The 21,698-nt window shown below is 72.1% G+C and carries 24 protein-coding genes, 2 pseudogenes and 1 riboswitch; of the genes and pseudogenes, 19 read left to right on the top strand and 7 right to left on the bottom strand.

Features of this window, described 5'->3' with window-relative positions:
* Positions 1-79: 79 nt before the first annotated feature.
* Positions 80-526 carry an SRPBCC family protein gene (locus tag AC2CHE_RS08890; protein WP_484504408.1) on the bottom strand — a complete coding sequence of 149 codons (447 nt, stop codon included), beginning with the start codon at positions 524-526 and terminating at the stop codon, positions 80-82.
* 186 nt (positions 527-712) lie between these two features.
* Here AC2CHE_RS08890 and AC2CHE_RS08885 point away from each other — a divergent pair.
* From AC2CHE_RS08885 to gltX, 3 genes and pseudogenes are all read left to right on the top strand, one after another.
* Positions 713-1,013, top strand: a pseudogene (locus tag AC2CHE_RS08885) (family 1 glycosylhydrolase); the annotation flags it as partial.
* A 90-nt stretch (positions 1,014-1,103) separates the two neighbouring features.
* Positions 1,104-1,256 (top strand): annotated as a pseudogene (locus tag AC2CHE_RS08880) (MFS transporter); the annotation flags it as partial.
* Between the two features lie 50 nt (positions 1,257-1,306).
* Positions 1,307-2,716 (top strand): glutamate--tRNA ligase, encoded by a 1,410-nt coding sequence (gltX, locus tag AC2CHE_RS08875; RefSeq protein ID WP_484504407.1) that lies wholly within the window; start codon positions 1,307-1,309, stop codon positions 2,714-2,716.
* Positions 2,717-2,746: 30 nt separating this feature from the next.
* On the opposite strand, the gene AC2CHE_RS08870 is transcribed toward gltX, so the two are convergent.
* Complete coding sequence (locus AC2CHE_RS08870; protein ID WP_484504406.1) at positions 2,747-2,917, bottom strand: hypothetical protein; 171 nt, start codon at positions 2,915-2,917, stop codon at positions 2,747-2,749.
* Positions 2,918-3,141: 224 nt separating this feature from the next.
* On the opposite strand from AC2CHE_RS08870, the gene AC2CHE_RS08865 reads away from it, so the two are divergent.
* Complete coding sequence (locus tag AC2CHE_RS08865) at positions 3,142-3,789, top strand: hypothetical protein (protein ID WP_484504405.1); 648 nt, start codon at positions 3,142-3,144, stop codon at positions 3,787-3,789.
* A 74-nt stretch (positions 3,790-3,863) separates the two neighbouring features.
* Here AC2CHE_RS08865 and AC2CHE_RS08860 read toward each other — a convergent pair whose 3' ends face one another.
* On the bottom strand, positions 3,864-4,229 hold the full coding sequence (locus tag AC2CHE_RS08860) for a hypothetical protein (protein ID WP_484504404.1): 366 nt from the start codon (positions 4,227-4,229) through the stop codon (positions 3,864-3,866).
* 96 nt (positions 4,230-4,325) lie between these two features.
* Between AC2CHE_RS08860 and AC2CHE_RS08855 the strand changes: the two genes are divergently transcribed.
* The 5 genes from AC2CHE_RS08855 to fabF all read left to right on the top strand — a co-directional run bounded on the left by AC2CHE_RS08855 (position 4,326) and on the right by fabF (position 9,193).
* A complete protein-coding gene (locus AC2CHE_RS08855; RefSeq protein ID WP_484504419.1) occupies positions 4,326-5,645 on the top strand; it encodes a PucR family transcriptional regulator in 1,320 nt (439 codons plus the stop codon).
* Between the two features lie 78 nt (positions 5,646-5,723).
* The gene (locus AC2CHE_RS08850; protein WP_484504403.1) at positions 5,724-6,704 is read left to right on the top strand and encodes an ACP S-malonyltransferase; all 981 of its coding nucleotides are present in this window, start codon (positions 5,724-5,726) and stop codon (positions 6,702-6,704) included.
* Positions 6,701-7,642 carry a beta-ketoacyl-ACP synthase III gene (locus tag AC2CHE_RS08845; RefSeq protein ID WP_484504402.1) on the top strand — a complete coding sequence of 314 codons (942 nt, stop codon included), beginning with the start codon at positions 6,701-6,703 and terminating at the stop codon, positions 7,640-7,642. The genes AC2CHE_RS08850 and AC2CHE_RS08845 overlap by 4 nt, the downstream gene beginning before the upstream one ends.
* A gap of 83 nt (positions 7,643-7,725) precedes the next feature.
* A complete protein-coding gene (locus AC2CHE_RS08840) occupies positions 7,726-7,965 on the top strand; it encodes an acyl carrier protein (protein WP_007072348.1) in 240 nt (79 codons plus the stop codon).
* 1 nt (position 7,966) lies between these two features.
* Positions 7,967-9,193, top strand: a complete 1,227-nt coding sequence (gene fabF / locus AC2CHE_RS08835) for a beta-ketoacyl-ACP synthase II (RefSeq protein WP_484504401.1) — start codon at positions 7,967-7,969, stop codon at positions 9,191-9,193.
* A 104-nt stretch (positions 9,194-9,297) separates the two neighbouring features.
* On the opposite strand, the gene AC2CHE_RS08830 is transcribed toward fabF, so the two are convergent.
* A complete protein-coding gene (locus AC2CHE_RS08830) occupies positions 9,298-11,031 on the bottom strand; it encodes a glycoside hydrolase family 3 protein (RefSeq protein WP_484504400.1) in 1,734 nt (577 codons plus the stop codon).
* Positions 11,032-11,093: 62 nt separating this feature from the next.
* Positions 11,094-11,585, bottom strand: a complete 492-nt coding sequence (locus tag AC2CHE_RS08825; RefSeq protein WP_484504399.1) for a DUF3145 domain-containing protein — start codon at positions 11,583-11,585, stop codon at positions 11,094-11,096.
* Between the two features lie 305 nt (positions 11,586-11,890).
* Between AC2CHE_RS08825 and AC2CHE_RS08820 the strand changes: the two genes are divergently transcribed.
* Complete coding sequence (locus AC2CHE_RS08820; RefSeq protein WP_484504398.1) at positions 11,891-12,220, top strand: hypothetical protein; 330 nt, start codon at positions 11,891-11,893, stop codon at positions 12,218-12,220.
* A gap of 128 nt (positions 12,221-12,348) precedes the next feature.
* On the opposite strand, the gene AC2CHE_RS08815 is transcribed toward AC2CHE_RS08820, so the two are convergent.
* Positions 12,349-12,540, bottom strand: coding sequence for a hypothetical protein (locus tag AC2CHE_RS08815; protein WP_484504397.1), 192 nt, complete (start codon positions 12,538-12,540; stop codon positions 12,349-12,351).
* Between the two features lie 172 nt (positions 12,541-12,712).
* Here AC2CHE_RS08815 and AC2CHE_RS08810 point away from each other — a divergent pair, with 172 nt between their 5' ends.
* From AC2CHE_RS08810 to AC2CHE_RS08790, 5 genes are all read left to right on the top strand, one after another.
* Entirely contained in the window at positions 12,713-13,636 is a 924-nt protein-coding gene (locus tag AC2CHE_RS08810; protein ID WP_484504396.1) for an alpha/beta fold hydrolase, read from the top strand.
* Between the two features lie 115 nt (positions 13,637-13,751).
* Positions 13,752-15,839, top strand: a complete 2,088-nt coding sequence (locus tag AC2CHE_RS08805) for a HelD family protein (protein ID WP_484504418.1) — start codon at positions 13,752-13,754, stop codon at positions 15,837-15,839.
* Between the two features lie 81 nt (positions 15,840-15,920).
* Positions 15,921-16,838 carry a cation diffusion facilitator family transporter gene (locus AC2CHE_RS08800; RefSeq protein WP_484504395.1) on the top strand — a complete coding sequence of 306 codons (918 nt, stop codon included), beginning with the start codon at positions 15,921-15,923 and terminating at the stop codon, positions 16,836-16,838.
* A gap of 152 nt (positions 16,839-16,990) precedes the next feature.
* Positions 16,991-17,122: riboswitch (cyclic di-AMP (ydaO/yuaA leader) on the top strand.
* A gap of 4 nt (positions 17,123-17,126) precedes the next feature.
* A complete protein-coding gene (locus tag AC2CHE_RS08795) occupies positions 17,127-18,278 on the top strand; it encodes a coiled-coil domain-containing protein (RefSeq protein ID WP_484504394.1) in 1,152 nt (383 codons plus the stop codon).
* 109 nt (positions 18,279-18,387) lie between these two features.
* Entirely contained in the window at positions 18,388-18,609 is a 222-nt protein-coding gene (locus AC2CHE_RS08790) for a hypothetical protein (RefSeq protein ID WP_484504393.1), read from the top strand.
* Between the two features lie 28 nt (positions 18,610-18,637).
* Here the strand turns inward: AC2CHE_RS08790 and AC2CHE_RS08785 are convergent, their stop codons facing one another.
* The gene (locus AC2CHE_RS08785; protein WP_484504392.1) at positions 18,638-19,003 is read right to left on the bottom strand and encodes an STAS domain-containing protein; all 366 of its coding nucleotides are present in this window, start codon (positions 19,001-19,003) and stop codon (positions 18,638-18,640) included.
* Positions 19,004-19,341: 338 nt separating this feature from the next.
* Between AC2CHE_RS08785 and AC2CHE_RS08780 the strand changes: the two genes are divergently transcribed.
* From AC2CHE_RS08780 to AC2CHE_RS08765, 4 genes are all read left to right on the top strand, one after another.
* The gene (locus AC2CHE_RS08780) at positions 19,342-19,482 is read left to right on the top strand and encodes a hypothetical protein (protein WP_484504391.1); all 141 of its coding nucleotides are present in this window, start codon (positions 19,342-19,344) and stop codon (positions 19,480-19,482) included.
* 197 nt (positions 19,483-19,679) lie between these two features.
* Positions 19,680-20,093 carry a hypothetical protein gene (locus AC2CHE_RS08775; protein WP_484504390.1) on the top strand — a complete coding sequence of 138 codons (414 nt, stop codon included), beginning with the start codon at positions 19,680-19,682 and terminating at the stop codon, positions 20,091-20,093.
* 233 nt (positions 20,094-20,326) lie between these two features.
* Entirely contained in the window at positions 20,327-21,016 is a 690-nt protein-coding gene (locus AC2CHE_RS08770) for a BON domain-containing protein (RefSeq protein ID WP_484504389.1), read from the top strand.
* A gap of 74 nt (positions 21,017-21,090) precedes the next feature.
* Positions 21,091-21,642 carry a DsbA family protein gene (locus AC2CHE_RS08765; protein ID WP_484504417.1) on the top strand — a complete coding sequence of 184 codons (552 nt, stop codon included), beginning with the start codon at positions 21,091-21,093 and terminating at the stop codon, positions 21,640-21,642.
* Positions 21,643-21,698: the final 56 nt, after the last annotated feature.

The raw sequence follows: 21,698 nt of genomic DNA, 5'->3' as shown, positions 1-21,698 counted from the left end.
ACGAGCGGTGGCGGCCCGGGTGCCCCTGGCGGGGACACCGGGGCCGCCACCTTCGCGGGTGACGCCGGGACGCGGCCCGTCAGCCGACGGCGGCCAGATCGGTCAGCCGGGCCAGCGAGTCCTCCAGGTCGGCGCCGACCCGACGCAGGCCGAGCCGGAGCAGGGCGGCCTTGACCGGGCCGGCCGGCCAGCGTACGACGATGAGCCGCACGACCGTGCCGCCCTCCTGTTCGTCGGGTGTGAGCTGGACATATATCTCGGTGCGCGCCTCCGCTCGGGCACCGGCGCCCTTGGCGCGCTCGCGCCAGCCGATCAGGGTCGGCTCCTGATAGGCGATCACCTCGGCCTCATGCGCGGCACCGCGTCCGGCCTGGACCAGCTGCCGCCGACCGAAGCCCTCCCCCGAGAGGACCTCGGCCGCACGGACCCCGGCCAGCCAGGCCGGCAACTGCTCGGCCCGCTGCACCACGTCCCAGACCGCTTTCACCTGCGCCGCCACGTGCGCGCTGCGTTCCACGAGGATCATTTCCGTCTTCCTCCAGTGAGGACATCCCGCAATATTCGGCACTCTATGCGCAAAAACGGACGTATATGGACGGGTTCGTAAAAGACACGCCGAAAGGTATTGCGCCTGGCCGCTCGGGAGCCTATGGCGCACGGTCTCGCAGCCCCCTAAAGTTCCGAGCACGTCTCGCGTTCACCGGGAGGGCGCATGCTGACCGCACCGATGCCCGAGTTCCCCACCGGCTTCCGCTGGGGCGTCTCCACCTCCGCGTACCAGATCGAGGGCGCCGGCGGAACCGACGGACGTGGACGTCCATCTGGGACACGTTCGCCCACACCCCGGCCGGATCGTCGACGGCAGCACCGGCGACGTGGCCTGCGACCACTACCACCGGTTGCCGGTCGCCACCCTCTTCCACTGGGACCTGCCCCAGCCGTTGGAGGACGCCGGGGGCTGGCTGAACCGGGACACCGCACACCGCTTCGCCGAGTACGCGGACGTGGTGGCCGCCCGCGGTGCTCGGCGCGCTGGCACTGGCCCTGCTGGCTCAGGCCCGCACCGTGCTCGGGGTGACCGTCGGCTGGGTGGCCGCTCAGGCAACACCGCCGGCTCCGCGCCCCAGGTGCTCGGTCCGGCCGTCTCCGCCCCGATCGTGGTGCACCTGGGCGGATACCCGGCGCTCTACGCGACCACCGCCGCGGTGACCCTGCTCGGTAGCGTCCTGGTCCTGAGGATCCGCTCGGTGCCCTGAGGCGTACCCCTTGGCCGGATGCGGTAGCGCGTCGCCGTAGGCTGGAGGTCGTGACGGTACGTGTGCGCTTCGCCCCTTCCCCGACCGGTATGTTCCACGTCGGCGGTGCCCGTTCGGCACTCCAGAACTGGATCTACGCCAGGCAGCAGAGCGGGGTGTTCGTGCTGCGCATCGAGGACACCGACGCGGCCCGCAACAAGCCCGAGTGGACCGAGGGCATCCTCTCCGCGCTGGACTGGATCGGCATCGAACGGGGCAGCTACGAGGGGCCCCACTTCCAGTCCTCGTACGCCGGTGAGCACCGGGCCGCCGCGCGGCGGTTGTACGAGGCGGGCCGGGCGTACTACTGCGACTGCACCCGCGAGGCGGTGCAGGCCCGCACCGGCAACCAGTACACCGGTTACGACGGCTACTGCCGCGACCGGGCGCTGTCGCCCGGTGAGGGCCGGGCGCTGCGCTTCCGCACCCCCGACGAGGGCGCCACGGTGGTGACCGACCTGATCCGGGGCGAGCCGACCTTCGAGAACAAGCTCATCGAGGACTTCGTCATCGCCCGGGGAGACGGCTCCCCGGTCTTTCTGCTGGCCAACGTCGTGGACGACATGACGATGGGGATCACGCACGTGATCCGGGCCGAGGAGCACCTGCCGAACACCCCGAAACAGCAGTTGCTCTGGGACGCGCTCGGGGTGAAGCCACCGATCTGGGCGCACGTGCCGGTGGTGGTCAACGAGAAGCGGCAGAAGCTCTCCAAGCGCCGCGACAAGGTCGCCCTGGAGGCGTACCGCGACGAGGGGTACCTCGCCGAGGCCATGCGCAACTACCTGATGCTGCTCGGTTGGGCACCCTCCGGTGACCGGGAGATCGTGCCCTGGTCGGTCATCGAGGACGAGTTCCGCCTGGCCGAGGTCAACCCCTCGCCCGCGTTCTTCGACGAGAAGAAGCTGCGCGCGTTCAACGGTGAGTACATCCGGGCGCTGCCCGTGGCGGAGTTCATCGAGGCGTGCCGGCCCTGGCTGACCGGCACCGGCACCATCGCGCCGCCACCCTGGCAGCCGGCCGAGTTCGACCCGGCCGTGTTCGCCGCGGTGGCCCCGTTGGCGCAGACCCGGATCGCGGTGCTCAGCGAGATCGTGCCGAACGTCGACTTCCTCTTCGTCGAGTCCCCGTTGATCGACGAGGCGGCCTGGACGAAGGCGATGAAGGAGGGTTCGGCGGAGTTGCTCGACGCGGCCATCGCCGCCTTCGAGACGGTCGATTCGTGGGACGCGGAGACGCTCAAGGCAACGCTGGAGGCGGTCGGCGCGGAGCGCGGCCTCAAGCTCGGCAAGGCCCAGGCACCGGTGCGCGTCGCGGTCACCGGCCGTACCGTCGGCTTGCCGCTGTTCGAGTCGCTGGAGGTGCTCGGGCGCGAGCGCGCCCTGACCCGGATGCGCGCGGCCCGGGTCCGTCTGGTCTGACTCGCGGCGGACCCGCCGGGCCATCCGCGCTCAGTCGCGGCGGGCGGCGCGGCGGCGGATCGGTCGGGCAGCGGCCAGCACGGCCAGCAACAACAGTCCCGCGACGGGCGACCGTACCGCCGGCATCGACAACGACACGCCGAACGCCACGCCCAACACCACTGCCCAGGAAAGCGTCGAACGCGCTACCCTGCCCCCCATCACGGCCCCCGCAAAGGTAAAATCCGCCCACTGCGTCGCGGCTGGTCGTTGACCGAGTCGCAATCACAGATAGTTCCAATTAGTGTTCCATCAGCTGCAACCGATCGGCGTTCCGCGGAGTCTTTGAGTGGGTACCTGTCCTGTGGACACGGTCACCACCGTCGGCCTTCCAACGTGTGTGACCCCTGCAGCACGGCCACCCATCGACGGGGCGAGGAGGCGGCATGGTCCGACGGATGAGGCGACTGGCGGGTGCGACGGCAGGTGCGGTGGCGGCGCTGCTGCTGTCGCTCACCTCTGCCGAGGCGGCCGGGGCGGCGCCGAAGAAGCCACCGGCTGGCGTGGACATCACCGGGCACGGGCTGGCCGAGCCGTTGCGCCTGCGCGCCGACACCCACCCCAGCCATGTCGTCGCCGTCATCGAGCAGGTCAACCACAAGGGCCTGGTCCGCCAGTCCGGCGGCCCGGAGAAGGACGACCTCGGTCCGAAGTACACCGTCCTGGTGCTGGCCGGTGACGCTCCGAAGCAGACCTACGACCTGTACCCGAAGGCGGTCGGCGGACCACGCGTGTACCGCCCGGCGAAGCAGCCCGACCGGAAGGTCAGCGCGGCCTGGTACCTCGGACGGGTCAGCATGTCCGAGACGCTGCGCACCGCCGGTGTGCCGCTGGAACGGACCTACGAGGCGGTCAGCGGGGGTGCCGGCGGGGGTGAACGCATCATTCCGGAGGACGCGCTCGACCCCGCGCAGGACATCAACGAGGCGTTCAGCGAGCTGCGCCGCCTGCTCCTGCTCAACGTCGTGGTGGTGCTGGTGATCACCTTCGGGCTCGCCGGGATCGCCCTACTGATCCGTCGCCGCACCCGCTGACGCCATCTCCCGGCGGGGGTTCGCGGTCCGCCGGGCGAACGCGCCGCAGCAGCCTGGCTTGCCTGCCCGGCCGCTCAGCACCAACGACCCGGCGGGCGTTCCCGCCGCAGGCTGCGGTGGGCCGGACGAACCGGACCGTGCCGGTGCGCACCGGCCCAGCCGGGCAGGTCGCTGCGGCACCCGCCGGCTGTCGGGTCACTCTGCCCGGCCGGGGACGAGTCGATGGCGCGCGGGCGGGGCACCGGTGGGTCGCCACCGCGCTGCCGGCCGGCGGCGGGATCGTCCTCGGGACGTTCCGCCATCCGACCGGTGCCCGGCTCGACCGGATGCGCCAGGCCGGGCGGCCGACGGTGGTGCTTGGCGAGGGCCGGCTGCTCGTGCGGGCCCGGTCGGCACGGCTCCCCCTGGGCACAGCCGTGGTCGGCCTCCCCGTACGCCATCGGCGTCTCCTCACGCTCGCCCTCACCCGTCGGCGCCCACCCGACGTGCCCTGTCACCGTACTGGCCGGCTCTGACCGGCGGCGCAGCGCGTACCGATTGACCTGCCGGCGGTGCCGTTGTCGACGCCTGCCGTCGAGGGCCAGCTCAGCGCATGTCAGGCTAGGCGGGTGAGCGAGTCGGGTGGCACGGACCTGTCAGCCACGCTGCGCCGGATCGAGCGGGCGGCCGGCGCGCTGGCCACTGCGAGCGTGGTCCGGATGGACGAGACCCTGCTCTGGTTCCGGGAACTGCCGGCCGATCAGCGCTCCTGGGTGATGCTGGTGGCCCAGGCCGGTGCCCGCTCACTGGTCCAGTGGTTGCGCTCCGGCGGCGGGGCCGCCGAGGGCACCCAGGAGGTTTCCGACGAGGTGTTCGCCACCGCGCCGCAGGCGCTGGCCCGCTCGATCACCCTCCAGCAGACCGTCGCCCTGATCAAGGTGACCATCGACGTGGTCGAGGAGCAGGTCAGCGACCTCGCCGCCCCCGGCGAGGAGCCGCAGCTGAGGGAGGCGGTGCTGCGGTACTCCCGGGAGATCGCCTTCGCCGCCGCCCGGGTCTACGCCCGGGCCGCCGAGTCGCGCGGTTCCTGGGACGCCCGGTTGCAGGCCCTGTTGGTGGACGCGCTGCTGCGCGGCGACTCGCCGGACGTGCTGGCGAGCCGCGCCGCCGCGCTCGGCTGGACGGACGCGCCACCGGTGGCGGTCGCGGTCGGTCCCTCCCCCGGCGGCGAGGTCGCCGCGGTTCTGCACACCGTCTATCGGCAGGCTCGGCGGATCGGTGTCGAGGTGATCGGCGGCGTGCACGGCGACCGCCTGGTGATCGTGCTCGGCGGGGCGGCGGACCCGGTCGCGGCGACCGGCAAGCTGCTCACCGCCTTCGGCGACGGGCCGGTGGTGGTCGGTCCGGCGGTGCCGAGCCTGGACGAGGCGACCGAGTCGGCCCGGGCGGCGTTGGCCGGATACCGGGCCGCTCCGGCCTGGCCGGCGGCGCCACGCCCGGTGCACGCCGGTGACCTGCTGCCCGAGCGGGCCCTGGCGGGCGACGCCGAGGCCCGTCGGCGGCTGCGCCACGACGTGTACGCGGTGCTGGTCCGCGCGGGCGGTGAGCTGCTGGAGACGTTGGACGCCTTCTTCGCCGCCGCTGGCACGCTGGAGAGCGCCGCCCGAGCGCTGTACGTGCATCCGAACACGGTGCGCTACCGGCTGCGGAGGATCTCCGAGGTGACCGGTTTCAGCCCCCTGGCGCCCCGGGACGCCTTCGCGTTGCGGGTTGCGCTGACGGTCGGCCGGCTCGATCCGGTGGTACCGACCCAGACATTGGCCCCACCAGTCAGTAAAAGTTCACAGCAGGGTGATGACCAGCGTCAGTCTTTGTAGGATCCCTCCAACTGACCTAGTGCGGTTTGGTGCCAGCCGGCACAGCGCAACCCATGGGTATCCAGGAGAGTCATAGACGTGCTCGCCGTACTCTGCCCCGGCCAGGGTTCCCAGAAACCCGGCTTTCTGACCCCCTGGCTCGACCTGCCCGACGCCGAGGCTCGACTGCGCTCCTGGTCCGAGCTGGCCGGCGTCGACCTGGTGCACCTGGGCACCACCGCCGACGCCGACGAGATCCGGGACACCGCGCGCACCCAGCCGCTGCTGGTCGCCGCCGCGCTGCTCGCCGCCGCGCAGCTGCCGATGCGCCAGGCCGCGGTGACCGCCGGGCACAGTGTCGGTGAACTCGGCGCGGCTGCGCTGGCCGGAGCGCTACCGGCGGAGGCGGCGATCACCCTCGCCGGCGTACGCGGCCGGGAGATGGCCGCCGCCTGCGCGCTGGAGCCGACCGGCATGGCCGCCGTGCTCGGTGGCGACGCCGGCGAGGTGACCGCCGCGATCAGCGCACACGGGCTGCACGCCGCCAACCGCAACGGCAAAGGCCAGGTCGTCGCCGCCGGGGCGCTCGACGGGTTGGAGAAGTTGGCCGCGGAGCCCCCGGAGCGGGTCCGGGTCGTCCGGTTGCAGGTGGCCGGCGCGTTCCACACCCCGTACATGGCTCCGGCGGAGGCGGCGCTGGCCACCGTCGCCGCCGGGATCACCCCGAACGATCCGGACCGCATCCTGCTGTCCAACCTAGACGGGACAGCTATCGACAGCGGTCGCGAGCTGCTCGAACGGCTGGTCCGCCAGGTCACCGCCCCGGTCCGCTGGGACCTGTGCATGGCCACTCTCGCCGGTCTCGGCGTGACCGGCGTGATCGAGCTGCCGCCTGCCGGCACGCTCGCCGGCCTGGTCAAGCGCGAGCTTGCCGGTGCCGGCGCGCCGGAGATCGTCACCTTGAAGACCCCGGACGACCTGCCCGCCGCCCAGGAGCTCATCGCCCGGCACGGCACGGTCAACGGAACCAGTCCGCACACGTCTCGCGACAACACCGACGCTGGGGAGGCCTCGTCATGACGGGCAGCCGTATCCTGTCCCTCGGGCACTACCAGCCGTCCCGGGTGGTGACCAACGACGAGATCGCCCAACTGGTGGAGACCAGCGACGAGTGGATCCGGGACCGGGTCGGCATCGCGGCCCGCCGGATCGCCGGTGAGGAGACGGTCGCCGACATGGCCGCCGCCGCGGCGGACAAGGCTTTGGCGAACTCCGGCCTGACCGCCGCCGACATCGACCTGGTCGTGGTCGCCACCTGCACCTCGATCGACCGCAGCCCGAACGTGGCCTGTCGGGTGGCCGCCAAACTGGGGATCAGCGTTCCCGGGGCGTACGACGTGAACACCGCCTGCTCCGGCTTCGCGTACGCGCTGGGCACGGTCGACCACGCGATCCGCGCGGGCGCGTCGCGCAACGCCCTGGTGATCGGCGCGGAGAAGCTGTCCGACTTCACCGACTGGACCGACCGCTCCACCTGCATCATCTTCGGCGACGGCGCGGGCGCGGCCGTGGTCGCCGCCGCCGAGGACGAGCCGGCGGGCGTCGGCCCGGTGGTGTGGGGCTCGGTGCCGGAGCGCGGCGACGCGGTACGCATCGAGGGTTGGCGGCCGTACGTCGCCCAGGAGGGTCAGACGGTGTTCCGCTGGGCCACCACGGCGCTGGCACCGCTCGCCCTGCAGGCGTGCGAACGGGCCGGTGTCGATCCGTCGGAGCTGGCCGCCTTCATCCCGCACCAGGCGAACACACGGATCATCGACGGCATCGCGAAACGGCTGAACATCCCACAGGCGATCATCGCGAAGGACATCGTCGAATCCGGCAACACCTCCGCGGCCAGCATCCCGCTGGCCCTGTCCAAGCTGGTGGAGCGTCGTGAGGTGCCCTCCGGCGCACCGGTGCTGCTGTTCGGCTTCGGCGGCGGCCTGACCTACGCCGGTCAGGTCGTCCGCTGCCCCTGATACCCCCACGGCGCGCGGCGCCGAGGAGCGACGGGTGGCGTCGCCGCCCCGTCGAGAGAACCCGATGAGAGGAACCAACCGCAATGACCCGTGACGAGATCACCGCCGGCCTCGCCGAGATCCTCGAAGAGGTTGCCGGGGTGAACCCGGACGACGTGGCCGAGGGGAAGTCCTTCACCGACGACCTGGACGTCGACTCGCTCTCCATGGTGGAGGTCGTGGTCGCCGCCGAGGAGAAGTTCGGCGTCAAGATTCCCGACAACGAGGTGCAGAACCTCAAGACCGTCGGGGACGCCGTGAGCTACATCGAGGCGCAGTCCTGACATGAGTCGCATCGACGTCGTCGTCACCGGGCTCGGCGCGACCACCCCGCTGGGCGGGGACGTCGCGTCGACCTGGGACGCCATGCTCGCCGGCCGCTCCGGGGTGAGTCCGCTCGCCCAGGAGTGGGCCGCGCAACTGCCGGTCCGGATCGCCGCCCAGCTCGCGGTCGACCCGGCCGGCCTGCTGGACCGGGTCAAGCTGCGCCGGTTGGACCGTTCCGAGGCGATCGCGCTGATCGCCGCCCATCAGGCCTGGTCGGACTCCGGCCTGGCCGACTCCGGGCTCGACCCGGAGCGGCTCGGCGTGAGCATCGGCTCGGGCATCGGTGGGGCGGTGACCCTGCTCGCCCAGGACGACATCCTGGAGGCGTCCGGTCCACGGCGGGTCTCCCCGCACACCATCCCGATGCTGATGCCGAACGGCCCGGCCGCCTGGGTCGGCCTGGAGTTGGGTGCCCGCGCGGGCGTGCACGCCGTGGCCAGCGCCTGCGCCACCGGCGCGGAGGCGATCGCGCTCGGCCTGGACATGATCCGTGCCGGCCGCGCCGACGTGGTGGTGGCCGGCGGCACCGAGGCGGTCATCCACCCGCTGCCGATCGCCGGCTTCTCCTCCATGCGGGCGATGTCGACCCGCAACGACGAGCCGGAGCGGGCCTCCCGCCCGTGGGACAAGGGTCGCGACGGCTTCGTGCTCGGCGAGGGCGCGGGCACCGTCGTGCTGGAGCGCGCCGACCACGCCGCCGCCCGGGGTGCCCGGGTGTACGCGAGGCTCGCCGGCGCGGGCATCACCTCCGACGGCTTCGACATCGTCCAGCCACACCCGGAGGGTGCCGGCGCGATCCGGGCGATCGCGAAGGCGATCTCCGACGCGGACGTGGCGAAGTCCGACATCGTCCACGTCAACGCGCACGCCACCTCGACTCCGGTGGGCGACTTGGCGGAGATCACCGCGTTGCGGGCCGCGCTGGGCGACCATCCGGTGCTCACCGCCACCAAGTCCATGTCCGGTCACCTGCTCGGCGCGGCCGGCGCGCTGGAGTCGATCGCCACCATCCTGACGATCCGCGACGGCGTGGTGCCGCCGACGATCAACCTGGACGACCCGGACGACGGTCTCACCCTGGAGGTGGCGGCCAACAAGGCCCGGCACATGGACGTGCCCGCCGCCCTGAACAACTCGTTCGGCTTCGGCGGTCACAACGTGGCGCTGGTCTTCACCCGGCCCTGAGCCAACCCCCGTTGATTGTTGATCATGAGGTTAGCGGCAATAGTCGATCTCTGGGCTGCCGCCAACCTCATGATCAACTGCGTGGGAGTGGGGGTGGGATGGGGTCAGGACGAGCAGGTGGTGGGGGGTAGGCCGGGGATCTTGACCGGGGAGCGGCCCGTCGGGCGGGTCTTGCCGGCAAGCACGTCGGCCAGCGCGGTCATCGAGGCTCGGCTCGACGAGTAGGTGGCCAGCAGCGTGGCCGACTTCGCCTTGGCCAGCACGTACGGGGTGTCCATGGCGACCGTGACCGCCGCGTCGGTCCGCAGGTCCTTCGAGCCGTCGCCGTAGCCGACCAGATGCACGACGGCGCCACCGCTGGGCACCACCTTCACGCCGGCCGAGGTCAGCGCCTCGGTCAACGCCGCCCGGGTGTGCGCCCGCCCGCCCGACGAGGTGACGGTCACCGGACCACGGACGCCGGTGGTGTCGCACCGGCCGCGCAGCACGGACACCGCGCCGGCAGCCAGCGCGTCGACCGCCTCGCGGTGCGCCGGTGCGCCCAGCACGGACAACTCCGGTGCGGGTGGGTCGCCCAGGGTGAACTTCATGGTCAGCACACGGGTGGCCGCCTCGACCAGCCGGCTGCGGGGCAGCGTGCCGTCGCGCAACGCGGTCAGCAGCCCCTCGTACGCCTGGCCGACGTGCGGCGGCATGAGGATCAGGTCGTTGCCGGCCTTCAGCGCCCGCACCGCCGCCTCACCGGGCGGGAAGCGCCGGGCCGGCGGCATGTTCATCCCATCGGTGATCACCACACCCTGAAAACCGAGTTCGCCACGCAGCACCTCGGTGAGCAGCTTGTGCGAGAAGGTGGCGGCCACCCCCGGGTCGACCGAGCGCACGTCGAGGTGGGCGGACATCACGGCGAGCGCGCCGGCCTCGATGCCGGCGGTGAACGGCGGCCACGCCTCGGCCGCCAGCTTGCTGCGGGACTGGGCCAGCTGGGGCAGATCCTTGTGCGAGTCGACGGCGCTGTGGCCGTGGCCCGGGAAGTGCTTGAGGGTCGCGGCCACCCCGGCGGTCTGCAACCCGCGTACCGCGCCGCCGACCTGGTCGGCCGCCTGCTGGGGATCCGAGCCGAACGAGCGGGACCCGATCACGGTGCTGCCGGTCACCAGCACGTCAGCCACCGGCGCGAAGTCGACGTTGATGCCCATGGCGGTCAGTTCGGTGCCGGCGGCACGCCAGGCGGCCTCGGTCAGGTCCGGGTCACCGGCGGCGCCGGCGCCGAGCGCGCTCGGCAACAAGGTGACCCCGTCGGTGATCCGAGTGACCACCCCGTACTCCTGGTCGGTGCCGATCAGGAAGGGTGCCGCGCCAGCGGGCAGCCGCCCGGCGGCCTCGCGCAGCCCGGTGGTGAGCCTGCGGACCTGCTTCGGGTTGTCGACGTTGGTGGTCTCCTGGTTGCCCTGGGTGGGGTCGTCCGCGCTGAAGCCCACCAGGATCAGCCCGCCCAGGCGGTACCTCTCGACCATCTCGGCGGGTGTGTCCACTCCGGCCAGCTTCCGGTTACCGGCCGCCGAACCGGTCGACACCTTCGTCGCGTGGTCGCCGTACGCGTACGGCATCAGCACCTGGCCGACCAGGTCCTCGTCGGCAAGTTCGGCGACGAGCGCGGCGGCCCGGGTGGCCGGGTCCTCGGATGGGACGCTGGACGGCGGCGCGGGCTCCGTGACCGGGGTCGAGGCGGGGCCCGCCGAGGGGCGTTGGCCAGCCTCGGAACAGCCGGCGACGAGCAGCGCGGTCACCAGGACGAACGCGGTGGCGACGCGCCGAGGGGTAGTCGACACGCCGACCATCCCACCAGTTCACCGCGTACCGAGCAACTCGACCGCCGCCTGCGCGGGGCCGGCGCACCTGCCTATCCGACCCGGGTGAGCAGGGTCACCGGCGCGCCGTCCCCGGCGTGGCGGTACGGCTCCAGTTCGGCGTCCCACGCGGTGCCGAGCGCCTTGTCGAGGGCATGTGCCAGGGCCTCCGGCGCCCGTGCGCCAGCCATGATGCTGCGTAGCCGGTCCTCGCCGAGCTGAATGTCCCCGGCGGCGCCCACGGTCGCCCGGAACAGGCCCCGGCCCGGCACGTGCATGAAGCGCTCGCCGTCGACGCCGGGACTGGGCTCCTCGGTGACCTCGAAACGGATCATGGGCCACTGCCGGAGGGCAGCGGCCAACTCGGCGCCCGTTCCCGGGCTACCGGACCACCCGCACTCGGCCCGGCGGGCGCCGGGATCGACGGGCTGTGCCGTCCACTGCAGGTTGACCGGCGCGACGAGGACGCGCGCGATCGCCCACTCGACGTGCGAGCACACGGCGAGTGGGGTCGAGTGGACGTATACGACGCCACGCGTTGGCACGGTGACCTCCCGGAGTGCGAGGTGCGTCTTCCCCTACGACCTCGCCCGACCCGGGCTTGTGGAACACATGATGACTGCTGTGACGGATGGTACGCCAGGGAATCGGAAAATCCGCCGCTCGGAATACCCGGACAGGTGACCGCGGTTCCACCTCGTGACGCCGCGATGACCAGCCGGCATCGTGGCTCGTGTACAGTTCCATCGGCGGCCTGTGCCGCGTAAGCCTCCGCGGGTCTCGCCTTACCCGGCGTCCGCAACAGCCCCCGGACGTTCCGTCCTCCGTACGTCTTTCAAGGAGTACCTCCGTGGCGAGCAACACCTCTAAGACCGCGCGCGCGTCAGTCCGGGCCGGCCAGGCTGGCCAGGGTGGCGCCCTCAGCGTGCTGGGCGAGTTCAAGTACGTCATCCCGCTCAACGGCGGCAAGCACGCCTACGTGCGGAACCTGACCAACGGCAAGACGGCGCACCTGCGCACCGACTCCGAGGCTTTCGTCGAGGAGATCCGGGTGCTGGCAGCCGCCGGCCACGCCACCAAGATCCGCGCCGAGCTCAACGGTCTCAACGCCGCCCACCCGGGCGACGGCTGGGACGCCACCGAGAAGCGCCTGGTCGAGGCCGGCGTCTTCGAGGCCTGATCGGCCGAGGGCCGCGGTGTCCTCTCCGTACCACCTGTGAACGCCCGTCGGGTCTCGCCCGTCGGGCGTTCGCCGTCTCACGCCCGTTCCGACGGGTCCAGCAGGACGACCTCGTCGGCGGCAAGGTCCTAGACGGCTCCGGTGACGGCGACCCGGCCGACGGCGACCCGGCCGACGGCGACCGACGGCGCCAGCCTCGGGTCGGCGCGCAGCGTGGCCACGGTACGGATCGCGTGCCGGCGGACCGCGAGGGGCAGCAGGTGCGGATCGTCCAGCCCCACCTCGCTGACCGCCGGCGCGATCCGGTCGATACCGCCCAAGCACCACGGCGTACGGCTGCTGGTCGCCGGAGGCGGTCGCGGCCGCCGCCCGGGCGGAGCCGATCGACGAGATCTTCTCAACACCCCGGTTGACGTGTTGTCATGACGGGTAGCCGGTGTTACCACCGGGTATACCCGTTGTTACGCATCCGTGCGCCGTGGGGAGGTGGCGATGCCAGAGCCGACCGAGGTACGGCTGGGCGACGACGTACGCCTGCACGTGGAGACCGCCGGCCCGACCGACGCCGAGGTCACCGCCGTGCTGCTGCACGGCTGGACCCTGGACGGGCGCAGTTGGCACCGGCAACTGGCCGCCCTCCGCGAGACGTTCGGCTCGGTCCGGGTGGTCACCTACGACGCGCGTGGGCACGGCCGGTCCAGCTGCATGGCGCTGCCCACGGCCACCCTCGCCCAACTGGGTGACGACCTGGCCGCGGTGCTGGACGCGGTGGCGCCCACCGGCCCGGTGGTGCTGGTCGGCCACTCGATGGGCGGCATGACGATCATGGAGTACGCGCACCGCCACCCGGACCACTTCTCCCGGCGCACCGCCGGTCTGGTCTTCGTCTCCACCACGGCGGAGGGGCACACCCATACCGTCTATGGTCTTTCGCCCCGGATCGCCCGGATAATCCGGCTGGCCGAGACCACCGGAGCCGGGGTTCTCGCCCGCTGCGGCGCGTGGCGACCGCCGCTGGCCCTGTTGCGCGCCCTCCGCCCGAGCATCCGGTGGATCCTCTTCGGGGACCGTTGCGACCCCACGGACATCCGGCTGGTCACCTCGGCGGTGGCCCGGGCCTCGCTGCGGTCGATCGGCGGGTTCCGGGCCTCCATCGGCACCCAGCACCGGCTGGCCACGCTCACCGCGTTGGCACACCTGCCGGCGGCGGCGCTGGTGGGCGACCGGGACCGACTCACCCCACCGCCGTGCGCGGAGTCGATCGCCGCCGCGCTACCCGCCACCGAACTGACCGTGTGCCCCGGCGCCGGGCACATGCTGATGATGGAGCGGCCCGAGGAGGTCAACGCCGCTCTGGCCGGCGTGTTGCGCCGGGTTCTGGATGACCTCCCGGCCCGACAGCACGTCCGCCCCTGACCGCCCCACGCAGTGCCGTTCCGGCCAGGTCCGACGCGGGGCGTAATCTCGTGCGGTTGGCCGGGCGGCGTCACGAGGAGAGCGAGCGGTGGACCAGAGCATCCTGGATCGGGAGATGGCCGCCGAGCAACGGCATCTCGACCGGGTGTACGCGCGACTGGCCGAGCTGCGCCGATCCGCGGTTCGCGCGGAACGGGACGGCTACCGGCTCGCCCGGGTCGGCAACTTCGGTGCGCTGGTCGAGCGGGACGCGATGGTCTTCCACGCCGCACAGCGACGTCACCTGCTCGACGCCGAGTACGAGGGGCTGGTCTTCGGCCGACTCGACCTGCGGGACGGACAGACCCTGTATGTCGGGCGACTCGGCATCCGCGACGAGAACGCCAGCACCCTCGTCGTGGACTGGCGAGCCCCGGCCGCCGCCGCCTTCTACCAGGCCACCCCGGCCGAGCCGCTCGGCGTCGTCCGCCGCCGGACGATCCAGTCCAGCGGTGAGCGGGTCACCCGGATCGAGGACGACCTGCTGGACCCGGACGCCGCCCCGCCGGACATGCCGGTGGTCGGCGACGGTGCGCTGCTGGCCACCCTGTCCCGGACCACCGGTCGGGGCATGCGGGACATCGTGGCCACCATCCAGCGCGAGCAGGACGAGGCGATCCGCTCCCCCGGTTCGGGGGTGACCATCGTCTCCGGCGGCCCGGGCACCGGCAAGACGGCGGTGGCGCTGCATCGTGCGGCGTACCTGCTCTACGCCGACCGCAGCCGGTACGCCGGTGGCGGCATCCTGGTGATCGGCCCCTCCGCGGTCTTCGTCGAGTACATCGCCTCGGTGCTGCCGTCGCTGGGCGAGGACACCGCCACCCTGCACTCGCTGGGCACCCTGTTCCCCGGGGTGGTGGCCACCCGCACCGACCCGCCGGAGGTGGCGGCGGTCAAGGGTTCGCTGCGGATGCGCCGGGTGCTGGAACGGGCGGCCCGGGACGCGGTGCCCGACTCCCCGACCGAGTTGCGCCTGCTGTACCGGGGCACGCTGCTGCGGTTGGAGCGGGCCGAGCTGGACGCCATCCGGGACCGTGCGCTGCCCCGTGGCGCCCGCCGCAACGAGGTGCGTCGGGCCGGCTTCGACGGTGTGCTCGCCGCGCTCTGGTCGCAGGCCCGCCGGCTGGGCATCACCGGGCTGCCCGAGCAGCGCGCCTTCGAGGACGAGCTGATCGACCGGACGGACTTCCGCGACTTCCTGAAGGCGTGGTGGCCCCGGCTGCACCCACGGCACGTACTCGCCTGGTTGGCTGATCCGCAGCGGCTGCGCCGGTACGGCGGGGGCCTGCTCTCCGGCACCGAGATCCGGCTGCTCGGGGCGGCGTACCGGGGGCTGGCCACGGAGGGCCCGACCGCCGCCGACGTCGCGCTGCTGGACGAGTTGGACGCGCTGCTCGGCAAGCCGATGCGCCCCGCCCGGCCGAAGCGCGACCCGTTCCAGTTGGCCGGTGGGGTACGCGAGCTGAGCACCTTCGCCGACCGGCAGCGGGCTACCCGGCAGGCCGCCCGGGAACGGCCCGAGGACTACCGCGACTACGCACACCTGGTGGTCGACGAGTCCCAGGACGTCTCACCGATGCAGTGGCGGATGGTGGGCCGACGCGGGCGGCTGGCGTCCTGGACGGTGGTGGGTGACCCGGCGCAGACCGCGTGGACCGGAGATCCGCAGGAGTTGGCCCGGGCCCGCGACCAGGCGCTGGGACGCCGCCGCCGGCACCGGTTCACGCTCACCACGAACTACCGCAACTCGGCGGAGATCTTCGCGGTGGCGGCGGCCGAGATCCGGCGGGCGTACCCGGATCTCGCGTTGCCCACCGCGGTCCGTTCCACCGGGATCGACCCGCTCTCGTTCGAGGTGCCGGCAGCCGAGCTGGAGACCAGCGTCGTGACGGCCACCAGCGCCCTGCTCGGCGAGGTCGAGGGCACCGTCGGCGTGATCACACCGGTGCCCCGGCGGGACCAGGTCGCGGCCTGGTTGGGGGCGCTGGGCGGGCAGCGGTTGCAGGTGGTGACCAGCCTGGAGGCCAAGGGCATGGAGTACGACGGTGTGGTGCTGGTCGCCCCGACGGAGATCCGGGCGGAGCCCGGCTCCGGGGTCCGAACCCTTTACGTCGCGCTGTCCCGGGCCACCCAACGGTTGACCACCGTCGACCCGACCGGTTGAGCCCTAACACCCGACGATTGCACACATAGCGATGTTGGCATAGCTCCCTCCCCGGCCTGGCGGACGACGCAAGGTGTCTGGGTGGGCGCCGGCCAAGACCACCACCATGCTGCGGTGTCGAACGCCGCACACCGCCACTCCGGCCGGCTGTGGGCGGCGTTCGCCCTGCTCAGTTCGCTGATGGTGGTTGAGGCGGTCACCGCCTTGCGGACCGGCTCGTTGGCCCTGCTCTCCGACGCCGGGCACATGTTCACCGACGTGCTGGGCATCGGGATGGCCCTCGCGGCCGTAGCCGCCACCCGGCGGGCCGACACGGACCCGCAACGCACCTTCGGGCTCTACCGACTGGAGGTGCTCGCGGCCCTGGCCAACGCCGTCCTGCTCTCCGGCGTGGCGGTGTACGTGCTGGTCGAGGCGGTACGCCGCTTCGGCGATCCGCCCGAGGTGCTCGCCGGCCCGGTCCTGGTGGTGGCGGCACTCGGCCTGCTCGCCAACGTCGCCGCGTTCGCCCTCCTGCGTCCCGGGGCGCGGCAGAGCATCAACCTGCGCGGGGCGTACCTGGAGGTGTTGGGGGACCTGCTCGGGTCGCTCGGCGTGATCACGGCCGCCGCGCTGATCGCCGTCACCGACTGGTGGTGGGCCGATCCGCTGGTGGCCGTCGCGATCGCCACGTTCATCCTGCCCCGGACGTGGCGCCTGGGCCGGGCCGCGGTACGCATCCTGGTCCAGGCCGCTCCGGAACACCTTCAGGTCACCGCGGTGCACGACCGGCTGGCCGCGGTCCCGGGCGTGGCCGGCGTCCACGACCTGCACATCTGGACGTTGACCTCCGGCATGGAGGTCGCCTCGGCGCACCTGACCGTACGCCCGGGCACCGACCTCGGCGCCGTGCTGGCGGCGGCCCGCGCGGCACTGCACGAGGACTTCCAGATCGAACACGCGACCCTCCAGATCGAGCCGCGATCGGATCCCGGGCCCTGCGGGGCGGCACAGTGGTGACCAGATGAATCAGACAAAAAGGTATATTCGCCGCTTTTACTCTGGTCTACTGGTCAACAACCGAACACCAGCAGTACCAGCAGCTGCACCGGTCACCTGGGCACCGGTAGGCTCTGACCCGGCCATCGCCAGGCGGCACCCACCGGTGCCGGCGGCGGCCGCCGCCTAATCGCCCGCCAGGGCGAACCGGGGAACCGCGTTCCTGGGGTGTATCCGCGCAAGCGGAAGGGATCTTCCGTCCCGAACCCGTCAGCTAACCCGGTCGGCGGCTGACGGAAGGACATGTGCATGCCAGCAGTGGCAACGGTAAGACCGGCCGCCCCCACGGTGGCCCTGATCGCCGCCGCGCTCGCCCTCGCCCTCGGGGTCGCGCTGGCCCCCTTCACCCCCGCCGCCGCGGCACCGCCGCCATCGCGGGCGGCAGCCCCGGGCGATGTGGACGACGAGGGTGGCACCCCGGCCCTGCGCGCGCAGCTGGAGGCAGCCAGCAAGGGCTACCTCGACGCCAAGACGGCGCTCGACCGCTCGGTCAAGCGCCAGAAAAAGCTTGCCGAGCAGCTCAAGACGACCGAGAGCCAGGTCGCCGAGCGCGGCACAAAGGTCGCCGAGATCGCCGCACAGGCGTACCGCACCGGGCGGCTGGGCGCCGCGTCGGCGCTGCTCAACAGCGGTTCACCGGCCGGCTTCATGGACCGGGCGGCGGCGCTGGACGCGGTGGCCGCCAACGAGGACCGCGCGTTGCGTGAACTTCAGACCGCCCGGGACGAGGTCAGCGCCACCAAGCAGGCCCTGGACGTGGAGATCCAGGAGCAGCGCAAGCAGGTGGCCGTGATGGCCAAGCGCAAGGACCAGGCCGAGCGAGCGTTGACCGTGGCCATCGAGCGGGACGAGGCGGCCGAACGGGCGCGGGCCGCCAAGCGGGCCGCCGAGCGGGCCGCCGAGCGCGCCGCCAAGCGGACCGCCGGACGGGCCGCCCGCCCACCGTCGCGTAGCAGCGGGTCGAGCCCTACCGCCAAGCCCGCCCCCCGCAACTCCAACGGGTCGTGGCCCTCGGAATCGTGCAGCGTCAACGACCCGACCCCGGCCAACGGCTGCATCACCCCACGCACCCTGCACGCGCTGAAGCAGGCCAAGTCGGCCGGCTTCACCAGGTACGTCTCCTGCTACCGCCCCGGCGGCTCGGGCGAGCACCCGAAGGGCCGGGCCTGCGACTTCGCGGCCCAGAAGAAGGGCTTCGGCGGGGACGCGACCGGAGGTGACCGGACCTACGGCAACAACCTGGCGGCGTACTTCGTCAAGAACGCCGACCGGCTCGCGGTGCTCTACGTGATCTGGTACAGGCAGATCTGGCTGCCCAGCAGCGGCTGGAAGTCGTACAGCGGCGCCCGGGGTGACCCGTCCAGCGACCACACCAACCACGTCCACCTGTCGGTGTACTGACCTGCTCGTCACGCCGGGTGAACCACTCTTCACGAGCGGTTCACCCGGCGTTGCGTTTCCCGTCGGCCGGCGGGGCGCCCTCCCTCGACGCGTCTTCTTGGTTACCGTCGTGCCAGGAAGCCAGGCCACCCTGGCGACCTTCGGCCAGGTGCAAATGACCGTCGCCGAGTCCGGACACGGCTTCGTGCGCACGTCTCTCGAGGAGTCGGGCCAGTCGGTACAGCCCGGTACGGACCTGGCCCTGCTCGCCGACGGCTACGCCTCGGTGACCGCGGTGCGGGCGGTCACCGAGGTGGCCGACGTGGACCTGTCCGGCCTCGGCACGGAGTGACCCGGGCCCGTCGGCCAGTCACGGCGGGTCAGACCCCGGGGAGCACCTCGGGGGCCGTGGCGGCCCCGGCGTAGTAGGGCTCGGGCGCGCCGAAGAGACCGAGCAGGCCGGTCACCCAGAGCTGCCGGTGGACGAACCGGCTCGGCTCGGTGACGATCAGCTTCACTCCACTGACCTCGGCGGTCTGGAAGCCGGCGACCATCGCGCTGATGCCCACCGAGTCGATGAAGGTGACCAGCCGCATGTTGAGCTCGATTCGGGCCGGCCGCCCCTTGACCAGCACCTCGGCGATGGCCTCTTTCACCTCGTACGCGGTGTCGACGTCGATCTCGCCCCGAGGGGCGATCTCGATGACACCACCGGTCCGAACCGTCTGCAGGATCGACAGGCTCACGCGAGCACCTCCACTCGCCCGTACGACGGGCGCCTCATCAGTACGCGGGCCGCGACCGACAGTATTCCTTCAACCGCCTCGGTCGCCACCCCTCGGGATGAGCAATTCACGGATCCGGGCGCAACAAATCACCCATATCCGAACTTTATTGGCCTTATCACTGAGCGCTAGGCTGCCGCCTACGCCGCCGAACCAGGGTAGCGGGCCGACGCCGTTCCCGTCGTTTCCCAGCACTGCCGGCGTGCCCACAGACAACGGCCCTGACCTGCGCTGGACGCGCGACGGTGGCACGGTGTGCCTAGCATCACGGGTGACCCTGTGACGGGAGGACGACATTCATGCTCCGCAGACTCGCCGCGCTCGCCGGAGTCAGTGCCCTACTCGCCCTCGTACTGGCCTGCGGGTTCGGCGGCGGTGACGGCGATGACGACGACGATGACTTCGCCCGTGCCGCGGTGGTGGCGGTCGTCGTCCGCTGACCCCCCGGTGCGGCGAACCGGGTCCGGCCTGGACCGCGCCCCGGGGACGCACTGCCCTTCCGGTCGGGGCGAGAGTTTCGATGGTTTGCATCCAAGTCGGTGTGGGCACAGGCTCGGATGCGAACCGCCAACGGCCGGACAACGCCGCCGACAGCTGATGCGTGCACCGGCTCCGGCACTGTCGAGGAGGGAACCACATGTTCGGAACACATCTGCTGGAGCGCCGCAGCAAGCCGGAGCGGATCGCGGACCAGGCGTGGCAACACCTCGTCTCGGCGGTGAGCAACGCCGGCGACAGCATCCGCGATACCGCCCGCACCGCCCGCCACAGCTCCGCCGGTTTCGCCGACGACGCCGGTGATCTGGTCGAGTCGGCCGCCGAGGAGGCGCGTCACCGGGCCAGCCGCGCCTTCGACGCGCTCGCCGGACGCCGCCCGGCGCTGCCGTGGACGTTGCTGATCGGCGCCGCCCTGGTCGGTGTCGCGGTCGGCTGGGCCGCCGGCACCGCCGCACGTGCCGCCGGGAGCCGTGACCGGGCCCTGGAGGACATCGAGTTCGTCGACGTGGACCGCCCCGACTCCCCCACCGACCCGACGAATCCCGTCAGCTGACGGTCTCCGTGACGACGGGCCCCACCGACCGAGGCGGTCGGGCGGGGCCTGTCGTGCTTGTCATCCCTCCGCCTCTCACCGGCCGGAACCCTCCGAGCGGCTCCGGTCGGGGCGGCCGGCCTCGTTCGATCCGGGTGAGGCCAACTCACCCGGACGGTCACTAGGCTCGGTCGCGGCGGACCAGGCATGCCGGCCCGCCGGTCCGCGCCGTCACGGTGAGAGGGGAGCGACCGATGGCCAGCATCTCGACGATCAACCGCATCGACCAGGACATCCAGTCCGCGGTGCTGGACGAACTCGACTGGGAGCCCCGGGTCCGGCCGCACGAGATCGGGGTGGCCGTCACCGAGGGCGTGGTGACGCTGACCGGGCGGGTGGACAGCTACGCCAAGAAGTGGGCGGCCGAGCGCGCCGCGCACCGGGTCGCTCAGGTGCGGGCGGTGGCCAACGACCTGGCGGTGCGACTGGTGACCGGCGCCGAACGCACCGACCCGGAGATCGCCGCCGCGGTCCGGCACGCCCTGCAGTGGCAGGCGTTCGTGCCGGTCGACGCGCTCGACGTCACGGTTTCCCAGGGCTGGGTCACCCTGCACGGCGAGGTCGAGTGGGAGTACCAGCGCCGCGCCGCCGCACAGGCCGTCGGCCAACTGAGGGGCGTACGCGGTTTCAGCAACGGCATGAGCGTCCGGCCTTCGGTACGCCCGGATGGCGCCCTGCTGGCCCGGCGCATCGTCGACGCGCTGGCCCGCAACCGGGCCACCGACGCGGAACAGGTGACGGTACGCGTACACGGCGACACGGTACTGCTCGGCGGACTGGTGCACTCGATGCCCGAACGCGCCGAGGTGGAGCGGGTCGTCTGGTCCGCCCCCGGCATCCGTGAGGTGCAGAACCACATCGCGGTCGCCCCGGTGCTCCGCTGAGTCGCCGGAACCACCCGGGTCGGGTGAGTCGCGCTCACCCGACCCGGTCCGAGGCTGGTGGTATGACCGACCAGCTGACCACGCCCCTACAGGTCACTGCGCGACTCCGCGCACCCGTCACCGAGCACGACCACATCCGTGGTCCGCTGGACGCGCCGGTGACGATCGTCGAGTACGGCGACTTCCAGTGCCCCTTCTGCGGCCTCGCCCACGCCAATCTGACGGAGGCGCTGCGGCAGCGCGGCGACACCGTCCGCCACGTCTACCGTCACTTCCCGATCACCAACACCCACCCGTACGCCGAACGGGCCGCCGAGGCCGCGGAGGCCGCCGGGCGGCGGGGTCAGTTCTGGAAGGTGCACGACTGGCTCTACGAGCACCAGGACCAGTTGGATCCGGTGCACCTGACGCTCGGTATCGAACAGCTCGGCCTGCCCGTCGACGAGGTGGAGGCGGAGATCGGACGGCACGCCCACGGCGACCGGATCCGGCACGACTTCGTCGGCGCCATCCGTAGCGGCGTGGACGCCACACCCACCCTCTTCGTCAACGACATCCGCCATAACCGCGATTTCGCCCCAGCCACCCTCCTCACCGCCATCGACACCGCCAACCCCCGAGCCTAGTTGATCTTGAAGTTGTAGTCGCGCCACACCGCGGCGGGGCACACCAACTCCATGAT

The organism is Micromonospora sp. ATLC16, assembly GCF_057196645.1.
The sequence above is the reverse complement of the archived record's forward strand: the minus strand, read 5'-3'. Positions and strand labels throughout refer to the sequence as shown.